The organism is Bacillus sp. FSL R5-0422, assembly GCF_038610765.1.
Taxonomy (GTDB): Bacteria; Bacillota; Bacilli; order Bacillales; family Bacillaceae; genus Bacillus; species Bacillus pumilus_O.
In genome coordinates, this window is the sequence record NZ_CP152014.1 from 3,270,477 (window position 1) to 3,289,408 (window position 18,932).

Annotated in this window: 19 protein-coding genes; 1 reads left to right on the forward strand and 18 read right to left on the reverse strand. The window is 41.1% G+C overall.

What is annotated here, in order from left to right:
• Positions 1–15 precede the first annotated feature (15 nt).
• From MKX52_RS16770 to MKX52_RS16785, 4 genes are all read right to left on the reverse strand, one after another.
• Positions 16–1,305 carry a UDP-N-acetylglucosamine 1-carboxyvinyltransferase gene (locus MKX52_RS16770; protein ID WP_012011568.1) on the reverse strand — a complete coding sequence of 430 codons (1,290 nt, stop codon included), beginning with the start codon at positions 1,303–1,305 and terminating at the stop codon, positions 16–18.
• 247 nt (positions 1,306–1,552) lie between these two features.
• Positions 1,553–2,191 carry a fructose-6-phosphate aldolase gene (fsa, locus tag MKX52_RS16775; protein ID WP_003215343.1) on the reverse strand — a complete coding sequence of 213 codons (639 nt, stop codon included), beginning with the start codon at positions 2,189–2,191 and terminating at the stop codon, positions 1,553–1,555.
• Between the two features lie 111 nt (positions 2,192–2,302).
• A complete protein-coding gene (locus MKX52_RS16780) occupies positions 2,303–3,160 on the reverse strand; it encodes a class II fructose-bisphosphate aldolase (RefSeq protein ID WP_012011570.1) in 858 nt (285 codons plus the stop codon).
• Between the two features lie 178 nt (positions 3,161–3,338).
• Complete coding sequence (locus MKX52_RS16785; protein WP_003214681.1) at positions 3,339–3,713, reverse strand: response regulator; 375 nt, start codon at positions 3,711–3,713, stop codon at positions 3,339–3,341.
• Positions 3,714–3,893: 180 nt separating this feature from the next.
• On the opposite strand from MKX52_RS16785, the gene MKX52_RS16790 reads away from it, so the two are divergent.
• The gene (locus MKX52_RS16790; protein WP_342491069.1) at positions 3,894–4,424 is read left to right on the forward strand and encodes a DUF2529 domain-containing protein; all 531 of its coding nucleotides are present in this window, start codon (positions 3,894–3,896) and stop codon (positions 4,422–4,424) included.
• Positions 4,425–4,465: 41 nt separating this feature from the next.
• Here the strand turns inward: MKX52_RS16790 and pyrG are convergent, their stop codons facing one another.
• The 14 genes from pyrG to MKX52_RS16860 all read right to left on the reverse strand — a co-directional run bounded on the left by pyrG (position 4,466) and on the right by MKX52_RS16860 (position 18,792).
• Positions 4,466–6,073, reverse strand: a complete 1,608-nt coding sequence (gene pyrG / locus MKX52_RS16795; RefSeq protein ID WP_003215143.1) for a CTP synthase (glutamine hydrolyzing) — start codon at positions 6,071–6,073, stop codon at positions 4,466–4,468.
• A gap of 238 nt (positions 6,074–6,311) precedes the next feature.
• A complete protein-coding gene (gene rpoE, locus MKX52_RS16800; RefSeq protein ID WP_342491070.1) occupies positions 6,312–6,863 on the reverse strand; it encodes a DNA-directed RNA polymerase subunit delta in 552 nt (183 codons plus the stop codon).
• 439 nt (positions 6,864–7,302) lie between these two features.
• Positions 7,303–7,806 carry a hypothetical protein gene (locus MKX52_RS16805; protein ID WP_012011573.1) on the reverse strand — a complete coding sequence of 168 codons (504 nt, stop codon included), beginning with the start codon at positions 7,804–7,806 and terminating at the stop codon, positions 7,303–7,305.
• Positions 7,785–8,399: an ATP-binding cassette domain-containing protein gene (locus tag MKX52_RS16810; RefSeq protein ID WP_342491071.1), complete on the reverse strand. Its 615-nt coding sequence runs from the start codon at positions 8,397–8,399 to the stop codon at positions 7,785–7,787. The genes MKX52_RS16805 and MKX52_RS16810 overlap by 22 nt, the downstream gene beginning before the upstream one ends.
• A 30-nt stretch (positions 8,400–8,429) precedes the next feature.
• On the reverse strand, positions 8,430–8,960 hold the full coding sequence (locus MKX52_RS16815; RefSeq protein WP_088003353.1) for a stage II sporulation protein M: 531 nt from the start codon (positions 8,958–8,960) through the stop codon (positions 8,430–8,432).
• 13 nt (positions 8,961–8,973) lie between these two features.
• Positions 8,974–9,420: a hypothetical protein gene (locus MKX52_RS16820; RefSeq protein WP_224925559.1), complete on the reverse strand. Its 447-nt coding sequence runs from the start codon at positions 9,418–9,420 to the stop codon at positions 8,974–8,976.
• 695 nt (positions 9,421–10,115) lie between these two features.
• Positions 10,116–10,292: a hypothetical protein gene (locus MKX52_RS16825; RefSeq protein ID WP_186314360.1), complete on the reverse strand. Its 177-nt coding sequence runs from the start codon at positions 10,290–10,292 to the stop codon at positions 10,116–10,118.
• 150 nt (positions 10,293–10,442) lie between these two features.
• Positions 10,443–10,733, reverse strand: a complete 291-nt coding sequence (locus tag MKX52_RS16830; protein ID WP_025093875.1) for an uberolysin/carnocyclin family circular bacteriocin — start codon at positions 10,731–10,733, stop codon at positions 10,443–10,445.
• 1,004 nt (positions 10,734–11,737) lie between these two features.
• Positions 11,738–11,929, reverse strand: coding sequence for a hypothetical protein (locus MKX52_RS16835; RefSeq protein ID WP_088003344.1), 192 nt, complete (start codon positions 11,927–11,929; stop codon positions 11,738–11,740).
• Between the two features lie 307 nt (positions 11,930–12,236).
• The gene (locus MKX52_RS16840; RefSeq protein ID WP_342491072.1) at positions 12,237–13,379 is read right to left on the reverse strand and encodes an acyl-CoA dehydrogenase; all 1,143 of its coding nucleotides are present in this window, start codon (positions 13,377–13,379) and stop codon (positions 12,237–12,239) included.
• 16 nt (positions 13,380–13,395) lie between these two features.
• Positions 13,396–14,508 (reverse strand): acyl-CoA dehydrogenase family protein, encoded by a 1,113-nt coding sequence (locus MKX52_RS16845; protein WP_342491073.1) that lies wholly within the window; start codon positions 14,506–14,508, stop codon positions 13,396–13,398.
• 11 nt (positions 14,509–14,519) lie between these two features.
• Entirely contained in the window at positions 14,520–15,383 is an 864-nt protein-coding gene (locus tag MKX52_RS16850; RefSeq protein WP_144458919.1) for a 3-hydroxybutyryl-CoA dehydrogenase, read from the reverse strand.
• A 19-nt stretch (positions 15,384–15,402) separates the two neighbouring features.
• Positions 15,403–16,578 carry an acetyl-CoA C-acetyltransferase gene (locus tag MKX52_RS16855; RefSeq protein ID WP_342491074.1) on the reverse strand — a complete coding sequence of 392 codons (1,176 nt, stop codon included), beginning with the start codon at positions 16,576–16,578 and terminating at the stop codon, positions 15,403–15,405.
• A 102-nt stretch (positions 16,579–16,680) separates the two neighbouring features.
• The gene (locus tag MKX52_RS16860; protein ID WP_342491075.1) at positions 16,681–18,792 is read right to left on the reverse strand and encodes a heterodisulfide reductase-related iron-sulfur binding cluster; all 2,112 of its coding nucleotides are present in this window, start codon (positions 18,790–18,792) and stop codon (positions 16,681–16,683) included.
• Positions 18,793–18,932 lie beyond the last annotated feature (140 nt).

Sequence of the window (18,932 nt, forward strand, 5' to 3'; positions counted from 1 at the left end):
CTCACAGTCAAAGCCTTATGAATTTTGAAGTTCTTCTATTTCTTGGTCACTCAGCTTTTCACGCCAGATGGTTGCACCCAAGCCTTCAAGCTTCTTCTCAAGCAAACTATATCCTCTGTCTATATGTTCAAGCCCTGTGATTTCGGTCACACCGTCTGCCATTAACCCTGCAACCACGAGACAAGCACCTGCACGCAGGTCACTTGCCTTCACCTTTGCTCCTTGAAGCTGCGTTTGTCCAGTAATAATGGCAGATCTTCCTTCGACCTTCATGTTTGCACCCATTCGACGCAATTCGTCAATATGCTTAAAGCGGGCTGAGTAGATCGTATCTGTGACCACACTCGTGCCTTTCGCCTTTGTTAACAGCGCCGTCATCGGCTGCTGAAGGTCCGTTGGAAAGCCCGGATACACAAGGGTTTTAATATCGACAGGCTTGAGTCCTTCGTTTCTGCCAACGATCAGCATTTGATCGTTGCTTGTTTCAATGGTGAACCCCATCTCTCTAAGTTTCGCCGTAATTGATTCTAAATGAGTTGGGATCACATTATCAAGTACAACTTCATCTCCCATCGCAGCACCGGCAATTAAAAAAGTGCCTGCTTCTATACGATCAGGGATGATGGAATGCTTACAGCCATGAAGAGATTCTACACCTTCGATTCGAATCACATCAGTACCCGCACCTTTGATTTTGGCCCCCATGCTCGCAAGCAATGTGGCTACATCAATAATTTCGGGTTCTTTTGCGGCATTTTCAATTAACGTTTTTCCTTCAGCCAGTACAGCTGCCAGCATGATATTAATGGTCGCACCTACACTGACCACATCAAGGTAAATACGGGCTCCGACTAATTTTTCAGCGCGCAAATAAATGGCACCCTGCTCGTTTGTCACCTCGGCTCCGAGTGCTTCAAACCCTTTGATATGCTGATCAATCGGCCTAGGTCCTAAGTGGCATCCTCCTGGCAGCCCAATGACAGCCTGCTTGAATCTTCCCAGCATAGCGCCCATTAAATAATAAGACGCACGCAGTTTCTTCACTTTTCCATTAGGAAGCGGCATACTGATCATGGAAGCAGGATTGACGACCATTTCGCCTTTTTCAAATGTGACCTTTCCGCCAATCTCTTCTAACAGATCTCGTAATGTGTCAATATCTGAAATATGCGGAAGGCCCTCAATCGTTACTGGAGAATCAGCGAGAATCGTGGCAGGAATCAGTGCCACTGCACTATTTTTCGCACCACTAATATGTACGGTCCCGCGTAAGGGGTCACCGCCGGCAATGTTTAACTTTTCCATATTTGTCTCCCTTCTTAAAGAAGATCACTGTTGGAGTTATACTGTTTGTGGATGTCGCGCTTTAAAAGGTCTTGTCCAAAATTTAGCCAATATCAAGAGAAAGAATACAGGTTAAACGAAATTTGTCGGAAGAAAAATAATCGAAGCTTTGCGAGGCTGTGATGTTCTCTTCTTTGCACAAAACATTTCTTAGCGTTTTTAAGAAAAACTGCGGCAAACAGGAGACATTCCTGCCTGCCACAATCACTTATTTATTCCAGTCTGCTAAAAACTGCTCAATGCCCGCATCCGTTAATGGGTGTTTCGTCAGCTGCTTGATGACTTTCAGCGGCATTGTGCCGATATGAGCACCTCTAAGCGCAGCTTCTGTCACGTGCTGCGGATGACGAATAGATGCAGCAATGATTTGTGTATCTAAACCATGAACATCAAAAATGGTTTTCACTTCACTGATGAGATCGAGACCATTTTGGCCAATGTCATCTAAGCGGCCGAGGAATGGAGAGACATACGTCGCACCAGCTCTAGCTGCAAGCAATGCTTGGTTTGCACTAAAAATCAAAGTGACGTTTGTTTTAATTCCAAGGTCTGTTAACGCTTTGACAGCTTTAAGACCATCTGTGGTCATTGGGATTTTAACCGTGATATTTGGTGCAATGGCAGCAAGCTCTTTTCCTTCTTCAATCATTTCTTCTGCTTTGAGGGAAATGACTTCTGCACTGACAGAACCTGATACTACGTCAGTGATTTCGCGAAGACGGTCGTGGAATGATACGTCCTTTTCTTTCGCTACTAAACTAGGGTTTGTTGTGACGCCTGCTAAAATGCCAAGCTCGTGCGCCTCTTTGATGTCTGCGATATTCGCTGTATCTACGAAAAATAACATAACCGTGCCACTCTCCTATCAATAAATTGTCTGAAATGTAAATTTGATTGCGCTTTCTCAAGATATGGAGAAAACCGCCTGTGACTCAGGCGGCTTTCGGTTCTCATCAAATTATGCTTGGTTAGAAGAACCAAATTCACGCATTTTGCCGATAACAGTCGCTTTAATTGCGTCACGAGCTGGTCCAAGATATTTACGTGGATCATACTCTTCTGTTTTTGCAGCAAGTGTTTCGCGAACTGCTTTCGCAGAAGCAATTTGGTTTTCAGTGTTTACATTGATTTTTGCTGTACCAAGTGAAATTGAGCGCTTGATGTCAGCAGTTGGGATACCTGTTCCGCCATGAAGAACAAGTGGAAGACCTGTCATTTTACCAATTTCTTCCATTTCAGTGAAGCCAAGGTTTGGTTCACCTTTGTATGGACCATGAACTGAACCTAATGCAGGTGCAAGGCAGTCAATGCCAGTACGTTCTACAAGCTCTTGGCACTCTTTTGGATCAGCATAAATAACGCCCTCAGCGATGACGTCATCTTCTTGTCCGCCAACAGTTCCAAGCTCAGCTTCTACAGATACACCATGGAAATGTGCAAGCTCAACTACTTTCGCAGTTGTTGCTACGTTCTCATCGAATGGATGGTGAGAAGCATCGATCATGACAGAAGTAAATCCTGCATGGATTGCTTTTGCACAAGATTCAAAGCTTGAACCGTGATCTAAATGAATCGCAACAGGAACTGTTACATTATATTCTTCGATTAACGCTTTAACCATTGCGACAACTGTTTTGAAGCCGCCCATGTAGCGTCCTGCTCCTTCAGATACTCCTAAGATAACTGGAGATTTCTCTTCTTCAGCAGCTAGTAAAATCGCTTGCGTGAATTCTAAATTATTTAAGTTAAACTGTCCAACAGCGTAACCTTTTTCCTTTGCGTCTTTCAACATTTCTGTCATTGAAACTAAAGGCATGATGAAAAATCCTCCCTATGTAGCTAATTTGCTTACTAAAAAAAGCTCTCCACCCTAGCATGACCAGAATTTCTCGCCATATGTAAACTTTCAAAGTCAGATCGCTTTCTTCTTCTTATCTAGGATACCAATTATTCGACAAATCGGCAACAGAATGACTCGATTCAATCATTTCCATCTAACCGTTTGTTTCGAGCGGCAAGTATTCTTTGACAGCATCTCGGATCTCATCAATATCAAAAGGTTTCGCAAAGTGCGTCAAAGCACCGAGTTCTTTGGATTCTTGGATCATGTCTAATTCGCCATAGGCTGTCATAATGATGACACGGATGTCTTCATCAATTAATTTCATGCGTTTTAAAATTTCAATTCCATCCATTCCGGGAATCTTCATATCAAGCAACACAAGGTTTGGTCTATGATTTTTCACAATATCTAACGCCTGAAGCCCATTGGCTGCTTGGAAGGTTTGATAACCTTCTTTATGAAACACTTCATTCAACAATATTCTAATACCATATTGATCATCGACAATTAAAATTTTCTCATTCATCTGTTACACCCCATTGCTTTCATTTTTCGCCATAAAAAGAGCTGTTGTTAAATAATTCTGTTTGATTTTCACATTTCCTTTATTTATAATAGTTTACTTTACGACATTTTCTGAGCATTTTTCCTAATATTCTCTTTATATTCTATTATAAAATGATCTGACCGAAGGAGGAAATCCGTCTTGTTAAAAATTTTCACGACTCAGTTATCAGGTATTTTTTCACGTATTGGAGAAAAGCAGGCTGAAGCGATCGAGGATGGTGCACGCCTTCTTGCACAGGCCGTTGTCAGTGGACATGGTGTTTATTTTCACGGAAAGAATGAACTGGCTGCTGTAGCCCTAGAGGCAACTGAAAGCAAGGAGCCATTTCCAGGTGCGAAAGTACTGCCGCTTGATCAAACAGAGCGCAGCATGCTTCATCCAAGCGATAGAGTGCTACTATTTTATTCAGAACCAGAAGACGAGGAGATTCAATCTCTTGTAAAAGAGCTGCATGCGCAAGGGACGCCTGTTGTTGGTGTCGGGCCCGCACAAAAGGAGCCGTCCATGATTGAAGAGCATTGTGATGTCCATATTGATTTTCAGCTTAAGAAGCCGCTTGTGCCTGCTGATGACGGGACAAGGTTCGGTTACCCTGCTTTAATGACATGTTTATACGTCTACCACGCTCTATCGTTTACTGTGAAAGAAATCGTTGAGGAATATGAATAAAAAAACTGCCGAGAAGATCATTCTCTCGGCAGTTTTTTGTTTTATTTTGATTCAGATGCTTGCAGTGAAGCACCAACGAAATCTCTAAATAATGGCTGAGGTCTTGTCGGTCTTGAGACGAATTCTGGGTGGAATTGAGAAGCAAGGAACCAAGGGTGATCCTTCAGCTCGATAATTTCAACAAGACGTCCGTCTGGGCTTGTACCAGAGAAGACAAATCCTGCAGCTTCCATTTGCTGTCTGAATTCGTTATTGAACTCATAGCGATGGCGGTGGCGTTCGTAGACCACTTCATCGTTGTATGCTGCAAATGCTTTGGAGTCTTCATTTAATTTACATGGATATAGACCAAGACGAAGTGTTCCGCCTAGATCATCTACATCCTTCTGTTCTGGAAGAAGGTCAATGATTGGGAATGCTGTTTCAGGATCAATTTCCGCTGAATGAGCTCCTTCAAGGCCTAGTACGTTTCGTGCATATTCAATCGACGCAACTTGCATTCCTAAGCAAATTCCGAAGAAAGGCACTTTGTTTTCACGAGCATATTGTGTAGCAATGATTTTCCCTTCCACTCCGCGGTCTCCGAAGCCTCCAGGAACGATGATGCCGTCTACATCTTGTGCGAAATCAGCCATATTTTCTGCTGTCACTTCTTCAGCATTGATCCATTTGATTTGAACGTCTGCATCAAATGCATAACCAGCATGTCGAAGTGATTCAACAACAGAAATGTATGCATCTTGCAATTCAACATATTTCCCTACTAGACCAATTGTGACTTGTTTTGAGAGGTTTTGCACTTTATCGACTAGCGCTGTCCACTCCGTCATGTCTGCATCTTGGCAATCAAGTTTCATATGTTCGCATACAAGCTTGTCTAATCCTTGTTTTTGTAAATCAAGCGGAATAGAGTATAGCGTGTCTGCATCTTGGCATTCGATAACAGCTTTTGTATCAATATCACAGAATAACGCAATTTTGTCCTTCATGTCTTGGGTCATTGGCATTTCAGTTCTGACCACAATCACGTTTGGCTGAATCCCAAGGCTGCGAAGTTCTTTTACACTATGCTGTGTTGGTTTTGTTTTCAGCTCGCCTGCTGCTCGGATGTAAGGAACAAGGGTACAATGAATGTACATGACGTTTTCACGGCCAATGTCACTCTTCATTTGTCGAATCGCTTCTAGGAAAGGAAGGGATTCGATGTCTCCAACTGTTCCGCCGATTTCTGTGATGACCACATCTGCACCTGTTTCTTTTCCGGCACGGTACACGCGGTCTTTGATTTCATTTGTAATATGGGGAATAACCTGTACCGTTCCGCCTAAATAGTCGCCGCGGCGCTCTTTCTTCAGAACAGTAGAGTAGATTTTACCAGTTGTGACGTTGCTGTACTTATTTAAATTAATATCAATGAAGCGCTCATAGTGACCTAAGTCAAGGTCTGTTTCAGCACCGTCATCTGTGACGAAAACCTCACCGTGTTGATATGGACTCATCGTCCCTGGGTCTACGTTGATATATGGATCGAATTTTTGAATGGTGACATCCATCCCTCTATTTTTCAGAAGGCGGCCTAACGAGGCAGCCGTGATCCCTTTTCCAAGTGAGGAAACAACTCCTCCTGTTACAAAAATATACTTTGTCATTTCGTATGCTCCTCTCTTTTTTACCCTTGCATGACTAGGCATGCACAGCTTCATCCTTTTTAGAGTGTATCCCTAAATCTCTTGAAAAATAAGAAAGCTCCCTTTCAAATAAATGAAAGGGAGCGTAAATGAACGTATCTTTACGTACTCTTTTTAGAGAGCCCAAAATACATACTACATAGTTCGCTCTCGAAAGTCAAGACGGTTTTGTCCTGTTTTAAGGACCGGTTTATGAGGGTTATTTCTCTTCCTCATTATCGTCTAAATCGTCTTCGTCAATTTCTGTTAAGCCGTCATCATCTTCGTCATCATCTTCGTCATCATCTTCGTCGAAGTCTTCTATATCTTCCTCGATTTCCTCATCATCGTCTAGGTCGAGATCATCGTCGTCTTCAACAAGATCAAGGTCTTCTTCAAGCTCTTCGATTTCCTCTTCCTCTTCAATTTCATCGAAGTCTTCTTCAACGACAGCTGCTTTTGTTTTTTTCTTTTTCGCTTTTGTTTTCACAGCTGGCTGAACTTCTTCTTCGATTTGATCAACTGGATACCAGCTGCGAAGTCCCCATCTCTGATCACCTAACGAAATAAAGCGGCCATCTATATTTAAGTCTGTATAAAATTGAGCAAGGCGATCATCAAGATCAGATTTTTGAATTCCTTGTAAACGGACCATTTCATCTATTAACTCGGAAAACGTAATCGGTGTTTTGCTGTCTCTGAAAATTTCATAAGCAAGTTCAACTAAAGACATGTGCTTGAGCTGCTCCTGTGAGTATTCTTTCAAACTCAAGGTCAGACACTCCCTTTCTATTACATGTATGTATCCATTTATCAGTGAAATAATAAGTGTTTATCCCTTATTTTTACGACAAACCATACCTCTCATTATAAACAAATTAGGGGAGTTTATGCCACCTTTAATCATGTTAATTTTTGATTTTTTCTCAAGGGGCTCACCTAATGGTTCTTCATTTGGGTAAAATGGGTCTAACTTTTGTGTCCGGCATGCTTTTTATATGACGTTCTATTCATTCCAAACGAAAAAATGTGATTGTCCATTTATTATAAAGCGTATAAAAAGGTACACGTCAACGGGTTTAGTTGACGTGTACCTTTAATGAAAATAAAACCTTTTTCTCAAATTACCTTGAATTCACTTTTATGCAAATACCGTTACTCTTTTCGCAAGCTTTGTTTCACTTAAAAGTTCATGCTCTACTTATTATTCATTACATTACAGCGACTATTTCTTTTCCTAAGGAAATGAGAGCATCGATAATAAATGGTGCCGCAAAGAGAATCGATGCTTTCCAGTTCGCTTTTTTATATTGAAAAAAGAATAAGATGAACACTGCTCCTATAAGTGCCGTGAAGAGGTACAGCCATAAGCTTTGTATTTGCAAGATTCCCATACATATTACATTAATAAACATAATGATAATCTTAGGAATTAGAGCATAAAACAAATGACCCTTAACCTCTGGAGAAAAGAGCATTAATAAGAATTTAGCGATAAGATATTGTACTAAGAGACTGATACTGGTGAGAATTGTTGTAATGACAACAATTAGATTCAGCATCGTTTCATAAGGCATATCCTCTAACAAAGCTCTTAAATCATCTAGTTTCGAAATGTAGCCATTCAATTCAATAGCAAAAGTAACGAAATAATAATTCGCCATAATAAAAATGATTAATGATATCAGTGATGTTATTCTTGGACGTTGTTCCATAATAGCCTCCCATCCCCTATACTCATAATGCTTGAATGATCGTTTAAGCGTTTATTCACCATGCTATGGGAAACATATATGATGGTGGAAATTTTTTTAATAGAAAAATTCACTAGCCTCTCAGATAGCATATCTATACTCTCTGAATCTAGAGATGACATAGTTTCGTCAATTAGAATGGTTTTCCAATCTTTTACGAACAATAAAGATAATCCTACCTTCGCTTTCATACCCGTAGATGCTCTGCTATACGAACCATCTAGGTTACCATCAAAAAAATCATTCACAATACCCAATTGTTCTTCAGTCGGTACAATATGAAAGGTATTCCACAGAATCTCTAGGTTTTCTCTAATTGTAAATGGATGAATGCCAATTGGATCAACATTTAAATAAAGAGTCGATTCTTTGTTTGTCTCAATATCCCCAGAGTATCTCTTATCTAGACCAGCTAGCATTTTAAGGAGAGTGCTTTTACCTGCACCATTTCGTCCCACTAAATGAAAGAGGCCTGTTGGTATTGAAAAATTCACTTTATCTAGTATGGTATTGTTTTTGAACTTCTTCGTACATTCTACAAATTCTAATCCCACTTGAATCCCCTTCTCCGTCTTATAGAGTCTTCAATAAAACCATCTATGATTGATCATGATAGAAAATAATAAAGAATCATATCCTTCAATAAAAGCAGCGATTATTAGGATGACTAACGATAGTAGATAATAAGGAATCATTTTTTTCATGACACCTAAAGCGGCTTTCATTGATTTCGTATAAATGAGGGTGAAAAGCACATACTGGCTTATTCCTTGATAAAACAACATATTTGGAAATTCTAATAGCCCATGAGGAATTAGTTTACTTAAAGCTTCTTGTGCTCCTAGTGTTCTAAAACCCATCGTAATAACGAAGGAAGAACCTCCAAAATCCATTATTTGAAATAAAGGCGACAACAAGAAACCTAGTAAATACATTGCAAAGTTCGTTAAGTTATGTTGTAGGACTACAGACATAAATTCCTGGCCCGATGTTGGCGGTGCGGCTTCAAATAAATCTTTGTTGACTATATTCCCAAGATAAATCCCTGTACCTATCAGCAAAATACAGTAGATAGAGTAGTACCACAGAAAATATTTCAATCTTTTATGTATCATTTTCCTCCTCTTTTCATGAAGTAATTGTGAAAATTGTAATACATATGAGTAATAAAATCGGCAAGGATAGCTTCAGTAACTTATGTTCATAATCGTTGATTAATAGTTCTGTTTTTCTGAAATATACGACCCCGATAAAGATGATTAAAGGAAGCGATAACGTATTTTTAAGAATAATGGAGATATCGGACGTGTTTATCATTACTCCGACAATTCCACACACACTGACAAAAATCAGTACAAGACATAGTAAATAAATCGTACTGGATTTAAATCTCTCGTACGGACTCACAATCAATGAAGCTTGTAGCGTCTCGACTCTTGCTTTATCAAGCACAATCTCTTCCTTTTTCGAACCTATTAGGATTTCTAAGATCGTGATAAAGTTGATATAGACCAAAATGAGCGCAGGCAGATTTTCTATTTTCGTTAAGAAAGATTGGGCGAAATAAGTAAGCACAGCTACTAAAGCGCCTATTAAGATCATTAATATTTTATTACTAGTGATATAAGACAAAAATAAATACAGAATATTTCCAGACCTCTGTTGCTTATTCGCACTTTTTAGAAAGGAAAGCCCAGTTGTCAAAGGTATCCTATGAGAATTACTTATGTAAATATAAATAAGAAGAGACTGTACTATTTGCAGTATGATCACTGCTTCAAAAACGGACGTTATGATATACCAAAATTGTAACAAAAGGAGTATTCTATTGATGATATTGAATAGACCAGACAATAATTGAGATGCAAAAGAAAGCATTACGACCACAAGAGCTAGTATCATAATGACATATTGATTTTCAACTAGCAAAAAGGTTAAAGCGATGAAACAAGCCAAAAGTAATTGAACTGAATATCCTTTTTTTATCGTAAAGAATAAATGTTTCAACAACAATTGTTTAGAGACAAAGACCAAGCCAGGCTGCTGTCTTCTATACGGTAATACACAACGATTAATATTAGCTGTAGCTACAATGTATATTGAAATAAAAACAAAGCTGTTTAGGTAAGCGCTAGGAATCTCATTCCCATAGAAAATCAACGCTCCCACCACAATGAAAGAAAAAAGAATCATCCCAATATAATTGAGATACCCCATTATACTTTGATCATATATTTTAAATAGTTTATTAGTTTTATGCATAAGTCATCTTAAAAAGCAGCAGCTTTCGCTTTCCCTTGTTTTTTATGTACAACCATAATCGCAGCGGCAGCCACAGTAACACATAGACTGGCTGCTCTCAAAAAACCATTTCCAACGAATAAAGATGCTATTGTCACTGCAAATAACAATAGTGAGAATGAGCCAAGTTTATTTGCTTTTATCATGAAATTTCCTCCTAATTCATGTTTTATTACAAGCCGCATGGGCATAAAACGTTAAATTAGTTTTTAAATCATTATCTATTAAGCGCCATTTCACCTGACTTTTGGAAAAAAAATCATCTCAATTAAAGATTGAGATGATTTTTTTTTAGATTAAAAAGCAGCAGCTTTTGCTTTTCCTTGTTTCTTAAGGATAGCCAAAATAGTAGCAGCTACACCTGAACTAATTGTGCCTACGCCAGTGAAAACACCAACGATTGTAATGACTGTCGCTACTGAGGACCAAGTATCTAAGAAATTAACTACTGTTGCCGCAGTTGCAGTACTAACACCTAGATTTGCTGCAATCAAAGAACCATTACCAATCACTAAAGCTACTAATGTTACCGCAAGAAGTGATAGCGATAATAAAGCATAAAACTTAGAATCTGTTGCTTTCGTCATAATATGACCTCCTTCGATTATTTACTACTTCTTTAGTCTAGCAAGAAGTAAATTACATTTCAATATTTTTTGGAAAATTTGTAATATTTATTTAATTAACGGTATTTGTAATCAGTTTTTATCAGGATTTACGTTCATTTTCCATTTTTACTGGGCACTTATGTAATAGCATAAAATGCTCTGATTCATTCAAATCTAGTCAGAATTTCTGATAAACACTATCAAAATTCATTTCGAATTTTCAGTGCCTTCTTTTTAGAGGCAGGTAAACTTTCATGATGAATTTTTTTAAGAGATGCTCGTTGTAGTCCTTCAATTATTACTGAAATATTCTTCAACAATTGGAGCCCAAGTTCAAAAATTAACTGAATCATCATTATGGATGTGAAAAAAGAGTTGATTTTATTTTGAATTCAAGAGAAGTGATGAATGGAATGGGAAGTACAGTTATACACATTGACCCTGTGAAGAACCGTATCTGTATGAGAAAGTGATTTATTTTTGGAAATATATCAATAGCTTTATATAGCTCAGTTCCTATCATAGCTTTTGAAAAATTGTAACATTTAGAAAATGTGATAAACATACTATTTTCCAAAACACAACATAAGTCCCTACGAATCCAAGTCAAAAAAGAAGATAATGGATTAAATTGCCTAGTTAAATTGAATCAATTTCCTCAATTCCAAAAAAATCGAGACACTCATATTGAGTTGTCTCGACTTCCGTTCGATATCAAAATTGATACCCTTTATTCAAATCCTTGAACGTATGATGAAAAATAATGGCTGCTTTTTGCATGAATCCTCCGTATATTCATTTTTCTGGATTTTCTTTAGGAGATTCAGCTATTCGGACAAAAAAAGAATTGCTTATTTATGTAGGAAAAATCATAACCATCACGTTAGAAATGAGGCTGAACCGTGACATTTTTGCAAAGTTTAAACACATTAGTGAACGAGATGAACTTTTTTATACAATCACTTTTTTCGTTTATTTTAAAGCTACAATTTCTGAAGTAATGAGATGACTACTGCTATCGTCAATATAATGCCTGCAAACATTAAAACAATTAATTTTCTACGGCTATTTTCTTTTTCATTTTGATCTTTCTTTGAAGACTTTGATAGTTCTGCGGAAACCATGATCCATATCACCAAAGTTACAATCGCTAAGATAGTAGTAGTTGTGGTCATAATAACCTCCCATATTTTTATTTTCTCAATTTTAACATAATGCTCATATAATATGGCTCAATACTGGAAATCATCTTAAATTCAGGAAAACCTGACTATTACCTTGTATGTGGGTTATCGCTATATTATTCTTGAGGTCTAATTCTTTAGTAGGTATATTGCCAATTCACATGTACCAATACTCACTACTTCATCAGTTACAAATCACTCATACGTTAATGTGAATTTTGGATGGTGCTAGTGCAAAAACACTTCATGATCCACACCGAAAAAGACCACCTCACGTCAGGTGGTCTTTGCTTTGTTTCTACATATCTAGTAGTTTGCGCGAGATGACTAGGCGCTGGATTTCCTGTGTGCCTTCATAAATTTGGGTGATTTTCGCATCACGCATGTATCGTTCGACTGGGTAATCCTTTGTATACCCGTAGCCGCCGAAGATTTGGACGGCTTCTGTTGTTACCTTCATGGCTGTATCTCCAGCAAAGAGCTTGGACATAGCTGATTCTTTTCCGTACGGGAGCCCTTTCGTTTCGAGCCATGCTGCCTGATAAGTGAGTAGCCTGGAGGCTTCAATTGCGGTTGCCATATCTGCTAGCTTAAACGCGATTCCTTGCTGTTGAATGATTGGTTTGCCGAATTGCTTGCGCTCCTTCGCATAATGGACTGCCGCATCAAGAGCGCCTTGTGCAATCCCAACAGCCTGTGCAGCAATGCCGTTTCTGCCGCCATCGAGGGTCATCATTGCTATTTTAAAGCCTTCTCCTTCTTGTCCGAGCCGGTTCTTTTCATGAATCCGGCAATCTTCAAATCGAATTTCAGTCGTTGGCGATGAGCGAATGCCCAGTTTGCTTTCCTTTTTACCGACCGAGAAGCCCAGTGTCTCTTTTTCTACAATAAAGGCTGTCGTATTTCGAGATGCAGCTTCTTGGTCTGTCACAGCAAACACAATATAATAATCCGCAATGCCCCCATTTGTAATAAAGATTTTCGCACCGTTCAGGACGTATTCACTGCCTGCCTTTACTGCTGTCGTCCTCATTCCGCCGGCATCCGAACCCGACCCGCTCTCAGTGAGTGCATATGCCCCTACCTTCTGTCCTTCTGCAAGCGGCTTTAAATAGGTCTCTTTTTGTTCATCTGTTCCAAAAGTATAGATGGGCCACGAGGCGAGAGAAGTGTGGGCGGAGAGGGTAACGCCTGTAGAGGCGCACACTCTTGAAAGCTCCTCCACTGCGATGACGTAGGCTAAATAATCACTACCGATCCCGCCAACCTCTTCCGGCCAAGGAATCCCCGTTAAACCGAGCTCTGCCATTTGGCGAAAAATAGCTGGATCATACGTTTCTGTCTCATCTCGCTCTGCTGCTGTTGGCTCTACTTCATTTTTCGCAAAATCCCTCACCATTTTTTGAATCATTTCATGTTCATCACTTAATTGAAACTGCATCATGAGCCACCTCGTTTCATATTAGCTGTTTACAAATGACCAGCCTTTGAATTTCACTTGTTCCTTCATAGATTTCACAAACTTTTGCATCACGAAAGTAACGTTGTGCTTGATAGCGATTCGTATAACCGTCCATGCCGAGTAAATGGATCGCTTCTGTACTGATCTCAACCGCCGTTTTTGACGCAAATAGCTTTGCCATGGATGCTTCCTTTGTCACCGGACGATTTGCCTCTTTATAAGCAGCCGCTTGATAGACTAATAGCTTGGCAGCTTCAAGCTTCGCCGCCAAATCCCCTAGCCGAATGGTCGTTTCTAGACCTGCTGGATGCTGCTTTAAATACGTCACTGCTTCCGTTAAAGCAGCTTCAGCTATCCCAAGGCTTTGAGCCGCGATACCGATTCTTCCCGCATTTAAACTAGACATGGCGATGTGAAAGCCCTCTCCTTCTGCTCCGAGCAGCTGCTGTTTTGGAATCTGCACACCATCAAAATGAAGCGTGACCGTTTTTGATCCATGCAGTCCCATCTTTTTCTCATCTTTTCCGATCGTAAATCCTGGTGTACCTTTCTCAACAATGAATGCCGATATATTTTTTTTCGTAGAAGCAGGATCTGTCACGGCAAAGACAAGATACAGTTCTGCTTCCCCGCCGCTTGTGATAAACATTTTTGTACCATTTAACACATAATGGTCTTCTGTCCGCTCTGCCCTTAACTGAATACTAGAGGCATCTGAGCCTGCCTTCGGTTCAGTCAGGCAAAAAGCGCCCAGTTTCTGCCCAGATGCAAGCTGCGGAACATAGGATTCTTTTTGCTCATTCGTTCCAAAAGCCAAAATAGGCATCGTCACAACAGATGTATGGACGGACACAATGACGCCGATGGTCGCACTCACTTTGGATAATTCATGAATGGCGATGATATACGTTGTAAAATCTGCTCCCAAGCCTTGATAAGAAGATGGTATTGGAATCCCTAGAAAGCCTTGTCGTCCCATTTCAGCTAAAAGTGTCCTTGGGAATTGACCTTGTTCCATGGCTTCCACTTCCGGGATTACACGCTGTCTTGCAAATTCTGCTGCCTGTTCTCTCCAGAGTCGCTGTTGATCCGTAAGCAAAACATCCATTTTGACTCCCCCTATGAGTGGTCGTGGTATGTGTAAAAACCTTTCTTTGTCTTTTTGCCCAGCCAGCCTGCATTCACGTATTTTTTCAAAAGAGGACAAGGTCGATACTTGCTATCCCCAAGTCCTTCATGAAGGGTATTCATAATAAATAAACATGTATCTAGTCCGATGAAATCAGCGAGACGAAGCGGTCCCATTGGGTGATTCATCCCAAGCGTCATGACACTGTCAATGCTTTCTGCATCTGCCACGCCTTCATAAAGGGTGTAGATGGCTTCATTGATCATTGGCATCAATATACGATTTGATACAAACCCTGGGAAGTCTTCCACTTCAATTGGAGTTTTGTTTAATGCCTTTGCTGTTTCACAAACGAGTTGATACGTGTCGTCACTCGTTTGCAGCGCTCGAATGACCTCAACGAGTTTCATGACAGGGACAGGATTCATAAAGTGCATGCCAATCACTTGCTCCGGTCTCCCTGTAACAGCTGCTAATTCTGTGATCGACAAGGAAGATGTGTTTGTTGCAAATATCGTCTTCGCCTCTGCAAATTGATCAAGTGTTTCAAAGATTTGTTTTTTCACACTCATTTGTTCAGATGCAGCTTCAATCACTAAATAAGCTTGCTGCACGTCCTTTAAATCTGTTGATACGGCAAGCCGCTGTGTAATATCTCGGACTGCCTGATGGGCTAGTTTTCCTTTTTCTGCTCGTTTCGTCAGTTGTTTGGTCATGGAGGAAATGGCTCGATGAATCTGCTTTTCAGATGCATCATGCAGCAGGACTGTGTAGCCAGACTGTGCAAAGACTTGGGCAATGCCTGATCCCATTTGTCCAGCTCCAACGACCATGACGGTTTCTTCTGTACTCATGACGATGAACCCCTCCCTTTTAATCTACCTTTATCATGATGGCATCTCCTTGACCGCCTCCACTGCAAATCGCCGCAATGCCAATACCGCCACCTCTTTGTTTTAATGCATGAATTAAGGTCAATATGATCCGTGTTCCGCTTGCCCCAATAGGGTGACCAAGCGCAACTGCACCTCCGTTGATATTCATTTTCCGTCGGTCCAGCCCGGTTATTTTTTCACACGCCAGCACCACAGCTGAGAAGGCCTCATTGATTTCAAATAGATCGATATCCTCCAAACGCTTGCCTGTTTTCTGTAAAATCTTCTCGATAGCAAAGGCTGGTGTTTTTGGAAAATCCTTTGCCTCTACGGCTACCTGCGCATGACCAAGCACGACTGCCAATGGCTTGACATCATGCTGCTTTGCATATGTGTCTTTCATTAAAAGTAGTGCACTTGCGCCATCATTGATACCTGGTGCATTTCCAGCGGTAATGGTACCCGTTTGATCAAAAACAGGCATGAGCTTTGACAGTCGTTCATATGACGTATCACGCCGCGGGGATTCATCTTCTGTGATCAGCCGCTCTCCCGTTTTCGTCTTGACGGTGACGGGGGTGATTTCATGTTCAAAAAAGCCGTTTTTCTGCGCTTCGATCGCCCGTTCATGACTTCTTAACGCCCAAAGGTCTTGCTCTTCGCGCGTAATTCCAAGTTCCTTCGCAGCCATGCTCCCATACTCCCCCATATGGACGCCTGTAAATGAACAGGTTAATCCATCTAAAATCATCGCATCTTGTACCGCACCATCTCCCATTTTGTAGCCCCAGCGCGCTTTTTTTAGTAAATAAGGGGCGTGTGACATGGATTCCATACCGCCCGATAGGATGACCTCCGCATCTCCAGCTCGGATGATTTGGTCTGCTGTGCTCACACTGCGCATACCTGATGCACAGACTTTATTGATGGTTTGCGTCGGAACGGACCACGGAAGATCAGCATGTCTTGCTGCTTGCCTTGAAGGAATCTGTCCTTGTCCTCCCTGCAAAACACTTCCCATGATGACCTCATCCACATGATGTGAACCTGGCACTCTTTCCAGCGCAGCCTTGATTGCCACTCCGCCTAGTTCTGCGGCAGTCAACCCGATGAAAGCACCGCCTAGTTTTCCAAATGGTGTTCTTGCTCCAGATACAATGACCGTCTTGCTCATGTATGTCCCCTCCCATTTGTTACCGCTTACATATTATCTAATCAGCTGATGTACAGCGCCATGTATAAGCCGATGAACATTCTATTCATCGGCCTGTTTTGTTTACGAAACCTGCTTTTCAGCCTCGCCAAACACTGATTTTTCAAGAAGTTCAGCGACGTCAAATGTACCTACCTGCTCTTCTACTTCCTTCGCTTTCGTCCCATCTCCCAGCATCGTTAAGCAGTAAGGACATCCTGAACTGATGATGGACGGCTGCACCTGTAACGCCTGCTCCGTTCGGGCAGTGTTAATTCTGGTACCTGTCTCTTCTTCCATCCACATTAAGCCCCCGCCTGCACCGCAGCACATACCAGTTTCACGATGACGCTCCATTTCTCTCAGCGTCACTCCAGGGATGGCTTTTAAAATGTCTCTCGGCGGATCATACACTTCGTTATATCTGCCTAGGTAGCAAGAGTCGTGGAAGGTAATGACCTCGTTTACTTCATGTACAGGCGTTAGTTTCCCTTCTTTCACTAGCTCTGCCAGTAACTCTGTATGGTGGTACACTTCTGCCTCAAGTCCGAAGTCTGGATATTCATTTTTAAATAAATTGTAGGCGTGAGGATCAATCGTGACGATCTTTGTAACACCGTTTTTCTGGAATTCTTCAATGTTTTTCGCAGCAAGCTCTTGGAATAAAAATTCGTTTCCAAGCCTTCTTGGTGTATCGCCAGAGTTTTTCTCCTTATTGCCTAGGATGGCAAAGGAGACGCCTGCTTCGTTGAGAAGCTTTGCAAAGGCAAGCGCAATTTTTTGGCTTCGATTGTCATATGCCCCCATTGAACCAACCCAGAATAAATAATCAAAGGTTTGGTCTGCTTTTTTCAGCTCTTTTACTGTCGGCACGTGCACATCTTCTCTCAGTTCACGCCAATTTTCTCTTTCTTTCCGGTTCAATCCCCATGGGTTCCCTTGGCGCTCTATACTTGTCATCGCACGCTGTGCATCTGCATCCATTTTCCCTTCCGTCAGCACAAGATATCTGCGCATATCAATAATTTTGTCGACGTGCTCATTCATGACAGGGCATTGATCTTCACAGTTTCGGCACGTCGTACATGCCCAAATTTCTTCCTCTGTAATGACCTCACCAATAAGAGAAGGATGATACATCGAGCTGGCAGCCGATTCCTCTGCACCTGCTCCTCTCGCCTGAAGCGCCAGCTGATTCCCTGTTGTCTGCCTGAAGGCAAGTTGCGGTACCCAAGGCGTCTTCGAAGTAATAGCCGCACCTTTATTGGTTAAATGATCCCTTAACCTTAAAATCAAATCCATTGGAGACAGCATTTTCCCTGTTCCTGTTGCTGGGCACATATTTGTACAGCGCCCGCATTCCACACAAGCGTAAAGGTCGATCAGCTGTGACTGACGGAAGTCTTCAATTTTCCCCACACCGAAGGTCTCTTGTGTCTCATCTTCAAAATCAATTTTTTGCAGCTTACCTGGCGGGTCTAATCTGCTTGCAAATACGTTTACCGGTCCTGCAATGAGGTGAGCATGCTTTGACTGCGGGACATACACTAAGAATGTCAGCAAAATCAGAAGATGCACCCACCATGCAACATAAAAAACGACTGTTGCCGCAAGAGGTGAAATACCGCCCAGCAAGAACGCAATACTGGATGCGATTGGCTCAGTTGGTGATAGAGAGTGTCCATGCCAGATGATATTCATCCCGTTGCCAAGTAAAACGGTCAGCATCAAGCCGCCAATAAATAAAAGCACTAGACCTGATTTAAAGCCACGCTTTAAACGGACAAGCTTTTCCACATACCTTCTATGGAACGCCCAAACAACGGCTACTAAAATGAGAAGTGTGACCACCTCTTGGAAAAAAGTAAAGACACCGTAAAGCGGACCTAAAGGGAGTCCGCTATCTGGAACGAGTCCCTTCATAATAAAATCAAGGGCTCCGAACTGCACAAGGATAAATCCGTAGAAAAACAGCACATGAATGATGCCGCTCTTCTTGTCCTTTAACAGCTTCTTTTGTCCAAATACATTGACCCAAACACGCTCTAAGCGCTTTTTCATGTCTTGTTGAAACTCTTCTTTTTTGCCAAGACGAATGTACGCTGCTCGTGTTCGAATGAGATAAATAAACAAATACACAGCGTAAGCGGTCACCGCCGCAAATGCGATCATGTTCATGATTAAAAGGCTATTCATCTTGCTCCCCCTTTCATTCCCCAAAACCCACTTTGTTCCGTTTCCATGTTGTACTTCTATCATAAATAATGAATGAGTATTCAGTCAATATTTTTTACGCGTTTGGGTACACTATTGAAATATGCAAAAAAGGAGGAAGC